Origin of the sequence: Kitasatospora sp. NPDC058243, from assembly GCF_042882025.1 — a bacterium.
Classification (GTDB): domain Bacteria; phylum Actinomycetota; class Actinomycetes; order Streptomycetales; family Streptomycetaceae; genus Kitasatospora.
Genome location: NZ_JBHVWW010000093.1, coordinates 25,014 through 30,366, shown reverse-complemented (window position 1 = coordinate 30,366; position 5,353 = coordinate 25,014). Strand labels below are relative to the sequence as shown.

At 78.0% G+C, this 5,353-nt stretch carries 3 protein-coding genes; all 3 read left to right on the top strand.

What is annotated here, in order from left to right; genetic code table 11:
- The coding region (locus tag ACFVX9_RS36830) for a phosphopantetheine-binding protein (protein WP_387986260.1) at window positions 1-445 on the top strand (445 nt) is incomplete at its 5' end.
- Between the two features lie 74 nt (window positions 446-519).
- Complete coding sequence (locus tag ACFVX9_RS36825) at window positions 520-2,337, top strand: amino acid adenylation domain-containing protein (RefSeq protein ID WP_387986257.1); 1,818 nt, start codon at window positions 520-522, stop codon at window positions 2,335-2,337.
- The gene (locus tag ACFVX9_RS36820; RefSeq protein ID WP_387986254.1) at window positions 2,334-5,219 is read left to right on the top strand and encodes a condensation domain-containing protein; all 2,886 of its coding nucleotides are present in this window, start codon (window positions 2,334-2,336) and stop codon (window positions 5,217-5,219) included. Before ACFVX9_RS36825 ends, ACFVX9_RS36820 begins: the two co-directional genes overlap by 4 nt.
- Window positions 5,220-5,353: the final 134 nt, after the last annotated feature.

The window sequence follows — 5,353 nt, the reverse complement described above, 5'->3', positions numbered from 1 at the left end:
CGTCCAGACCGTCGAGGGGCCCTCGACGGCCGGCGCCGACGAACTGCTGGCGGCGGTCCGGCCGTGGCTGCCCGAGCAGGCCGTCCCGTCGGCCGTCCGGCTGGTCGACACCTTCCCGCTGGACGCCAACGGCAAGGTCGACCGCGCCGCCCTGCTGCTCGCCCCGGCCGCGGACGAGCCGGTCGCGGCGGAGGAGGGCGCCACGCCCACCGAGCGCACCGTGCTGCGCCTGTGCCGCGACCTGCTCGGCCGCGCCGACCTCGGGCCCGGCGACAACTTCCTCGCCTCGGGTGGCAACTCGCTCGCCGCCGCACGGCTGCTGGAGGCCCTGGAGGAGGAGTGCGGGGTGCGGCTGCGCGCGCCCCTGGTGCTGCGCCAGCCCGACCTGCGGGCCGTCGCCCGGCTGGTGGCGGAGCGGCAGCCGACCGCCGCCGCCGCCGTCTGACCGCCCGCCCGCCCGTACGACCTGCGCAGGGCGCCCCGGCCGTTCGCGGCCGGGGCGCCCGGAAGGGAACCACCATGCCCACCGCGACCCTCCCGGACCTGATCGCCCGGCACGCCCAGGAGCGCCCCGGCGCCCTCGCCGTGACCGACGGCTCCACCGTTCTGACGTACCGTCAACTCGTCGACTCCTCCGCCCGGCTGGCCGCGACCCTGACCGCCCGGGGGATCGGCCCCGGCAGCGCCGTCGGCCTGCTCTGCGCCCGTTCCACCCGCCTGGTCGTCGCCCAGCTCGCGATCTGGCGGACCGGCGCCCACGTCGTCCCGCTCGACCCGGCCTACCCGCGCCAGCGCATCGCCGAGATGACCGGGGACGCCGGAGTCCGGCTCGTCCTCGGCGACAAGACGCTGCTCGCCGAGGCCGGACTCGCCGAGGAGCAGACCCTCGCGCTGACCTCGACCCTCGTCCTGGCCGAGCCCGCCGCCCCGGCCGGGCACGGCCCCGACGCCGCCGGTGCGGCCGCCCCCGACGCCGCCGAGCCGGCCGCGCCCGCCCTGCTCTTCTACACCTCGGGCTCCACCGGCCGGCCCAAGGGCGTCATCGTCCCGCACAGCGCCGTCGCCGACCTGGTCACCGCCCAGGACGCGTTCACGCTCGGCCCCCGCGACCGGGTCCTGTTCCACTCCACGATCAGCTTCGACGCCTCCACCTTCGAACTGTGGGCCCCGCTGGCCCACGGCGCCGCCGTCGCCGTCTCGCCCTCCGACCGGCCCACCGCCGAGGAGCTCGTCCGCGACATCGAGCGGTTCGGCGTCACCACCGTGTTCATCACCACCGCCCTGTTCCACCACCTGGCCGCCCGGCAGTCCCGGATCTTCGGCGTGCTGCGCACCCTGGCCGTCGGCGGCGAAGCCCTGTCGCCCGAGTACGCCGGGGCGGTGCTGCGCGCCTTCCCCTGGCTCGAACTCTTCAACGTCTACGGGCCGACCGAGGCCACCACCTTCACCACCCTGCACCGGATCACCCCGGCCGACTGCACCACCGGCCCGGTCCCGATCGGCCGGCCCTTCGGCGGCGCCCGCGCCCTCGTCCTCGACCAGGAGCTCGCGCCGGTGGCGCCCGGCACCGTCGGCGAACTGTGGATCGCCGGCGGCCGGCTCGCCCAGGGCTACCTGGACCGGCCGGAGCTGACCGCCGAGCGCTTCCGCGACCTGCCCGGCACCGGCCGCGCCTACCGCAGCGGCGACCTCGTCCGCCAACGCCCCGACGGCGCACTGGAGTTCCACGGCCGCACCGACGACCAGGTGAAGGTCCGCGGCTTCCGGATCGAACCCGGCGAGGTCGAGCACGCGCTGCTGCAGTTCCCCGAGGTCGCCGAGGCGGCCGTCGTGGTCCGCCGGCCCGGCCACACCGACGCCGCGCTCACCGCCTGCCTGGTCCTCGCCGACGGCAGCCGACCGGCCGTCGAAACCCTCCGCGCCCGGCTCGCCGACCGGCTGCCCGCCCACCTGGTGCCCACCGCCTGGACCGTACTCGCCGCCCTGCCGCTGACCGGCACCGGCAAGATCGACCGCCGCGCCCTCGCCGCCACCGACGAGACGGCCGCCGACGGACCGGGCACCGCCGCCGCCCTCACCCCGATCCAGCAGGCCGTCGCCACCGCCTGGACCCGCGCCCTGGAACGCCCGATCACCGACCCGGCCGCCGACTTCCTCGCCGAGGGCGGCCACTCGCTGCTCGCCATGTGGGTCGTCGACGACCTCCGCGAGGACCTCGGCGTCGAGCTCTCGCTCGCCGACTTCCTCGGCCACCCCACCGTCGCCGGCCAGGCCGACCTGCTCGAACGAGCCCTGCGCGCCGCGCACGACGACACCCCGCAAGGAGCCACCCGATGACCGCCGAGCACCCGGCCGTCGACCAGACCGCCGACCAGGCCGACCTGCTGCGCCGCGCCCGCCGCAACCGCCCCGCCGCGGGCGGGCGCCCGGCGGCCCCGCAGAGCGTGCCGGCCGGCCAGGGCGACGGCCCGGCCGGCCCCGCCCCGCTCTCGCACGCCCAGCAGCGGATGTGGCTGATGGACCACCTCGGCCAGGGCGGCGCCCTCTACAACGTCCCGCTCGCCACCCGCCTGCGCGGACCGCTCGACCCCGCCGCCCTCGCCACCGCCCTCACCGGCCTCACCGAGCGCCACGCCGTCCTGCGCACCCGCTACGGCCGCCAGGGCGACCAGCCGCACCAGCAGACCGACCCGGTCACCCCGGTGCCGCTGCGCACGGTGGACGCCACCTGGGAGAACGGCGCAGGGAACAACGCCCCCGCCCTGCTCGCCGCCGAGGCCGCCCGTCCCTTCGACCTCGCCACCGGCCCGGTCCTGCGCGCCCTGCTGCTGCGACACGACCCGCAGGACCACACCCTGCTCCTGAACATCCACCACATCGCCGTCGACGGCGGCTCGCTGCCCGTCCTCGCCGCCGACCTGGCCGCCCTCTACGTCGCCGCCCGCGACGGCGTGGAACCCCAACTCCCGCCGCCCGGACCGTCGTACGCCGAGTACGCCCGCGAGGAGCGCACCCGCGACGCCGAACTCACCAGCGCCGCCGACGCCCGCGCCCGACACCTGGCCGGCGCCCGCCCGCTGCCGCTGCTGCGGCCCACCCCGCCCGGGGCGCGCGAGCGCCGGGCCACCCTGCACACCGCCCCGCTCGCCCCCGCCACCGTCGAGGGCCTGCGCCGGCTCGGCGCCCGGCACGGCGCCACCCTGTTCGCCGTCGTCCTGGCCGCCGCCTTCGCCACCCTGCGCACCGCCGCCGACCAGGCCGACCTCACCCTCGGCTGCGCCAGCGGCCAGCGCCTGCGGCCCGAACTGCGCCGCACCGTCGGCCTCGGCGTCAACACCCTCGCGGTGCGCGCCGACCTGGCCGGCGATCCCACCTTCACCGAGGTGCTCGGCCGGGCCCGGACCGCGCTGCTCGACGCGCAGCAGCACCACGAGATCCCGTTCGACCTGATCGTCGAGCGGCTCGGCGCGGCGGCCCGCGGCGCCGACGGCACCCCGCTGCTGTCCGTCAGCTGCGACCTCGTCCGCCCTGCCGAGCCGCTCACGCTGCCCGGCCTCACCGCCGAGGACGTCGAACTCGACCTGGGCCTGGCCAAGTTCGGCCTCGCCCTGCTGGTCGAGGACGGCCCGCAGCCGCGCTGCCTGGTCCAGCACGACCGGGACGCCCTCGACGAGACCACCGCCGAGCACCTGCTCAGCGCCTTCGCGGACCTGCTCGCCGCCGTCGCCGCCGACCCCGACCAGCCCCTCTCCGCACTCCCCGGCACCCGCCTGGCCACCGCCCGGCACCCGGCCCTCGCCGCGCTGTCGGCCGACCCCCGGGTGGTCGAGGCGGCCGTCGTCGAGACCGCCGACGGCCCGCCGCTCGCCTACGCCGTGGTGCGCGGCCCGGTCGCCCCGACCGGCGTCGAACTGCGCGCCGCCCTGCGCCGCCACGTCGACCCCGCCCACCTGCCGGCCGCCGTCACCCTGCTGGACCGGTTGCCCCGGCACGCCGACGGGACCCCGGACCGCGGCCGGCTGCCCGGCGCGGCCCCGACCGCCCCCGAGCGGTCCGGCCCGCTCGACACCGTCCGGACGGCCTTCGGCGAACTGCTCGGCACCACCCCGCCCGCCGACGGCGACTTCTTCGCCCTCGGCGGCCACTCCCTGGTCGCCGTCCAGCTCGCCGAACGCCTGCGCACCCGCACCGGCCTGCCGCTCACCGGCCTGGACGTGCTGGAACAGCGCACCCCGCGCGCCCTCGCCGCCCTGCTCGCCACCCGCGAGGACGAGCGCCGCGCCGCCCCCGCCCGCACCGGCTCCCGCCCGGGCACCCGCACCCGCGCGGGCACCGTGCTGCTCACCGGAGCCACCGGCGGAGTCGGCGCGGCCGTCCTCCAGGAACTGATGGCCCAGGGCCGCCCGGTCCGGGCCCTGGTCCGGCCCGAGTCCGCCCACCTGCCCGCCCTGCACGGCGCCGAACTGGCCGAGGGCGACCTCGCCGACCTCGACAGCCTGCGCCGCGCGGTCGAGGGCGTCGACGCCGTCATCCACGCCGCCTGCACCTTCACCGAGCACGCCGTCGACCTCGCCGCGATGCGCGCCCTGGTCGAGGGCTGGCGCGGCGGCCCGTTCGTCTTCGTCAGCAGCATCGACGCCTACGGCCGCCCGTCCGGCACCGACGTCCCCGAAGGCGGCCCGACCGGCGAACCGGTCAGCCCCTACGGGCAGGCCAAGCTGGACTGCGAGCGCATCCTGTTCGAGGCGGCCGCCACCGGCCGGGGCCCGGCCACCGTGGTCCGCGCCCCGATCGTCTGGGGCCCGCACCAGCGCCTGCGCGACCAGCTCCGCTGGGGCTCCACCGGCGACCTCTACCAGGCCGCCCTGGCCGGCCGCCCGATCGCCCTGCCCGCCCCCGCCCCCGGCGACCGCCCCACCTGGTACGGCGCCGCCTGGGTGCACTCCGCCGCCCTGGCCCGCGCGCTCGCCGCCTGCGTCGCCGACGGCAACCCGGCGGCCGGCCGGATCGTCAACGCCGTCAACGGGCACGTCTCCTGGGCGGACTTCACCGGCGAGCTCGTGCGCCTGCTCGACTCCGGCAGCCCGCTGGACCTGCGCCCCGACGCCGATCCCGAACTCCGCCGCCCCTGGCACTACCGCGCGGAGACCCTCGCCGCCCCGCTGAGCCCCGAGCCGGGCGAGGACTGGCGCACCGTCCTGGCGGCGATGGTCGGCTGACCTGCACCGCTCCGCGTCGCGGGGGGGGGGCAGGGGGGGGGGGGACGACCAGGGCGGGGGGGACCCCTCCCCCCCCCCCAAACAAAAAAACCTGGAGGGGTGGTTTTTTCTAACCTCCCCGATGTGTCCATAGG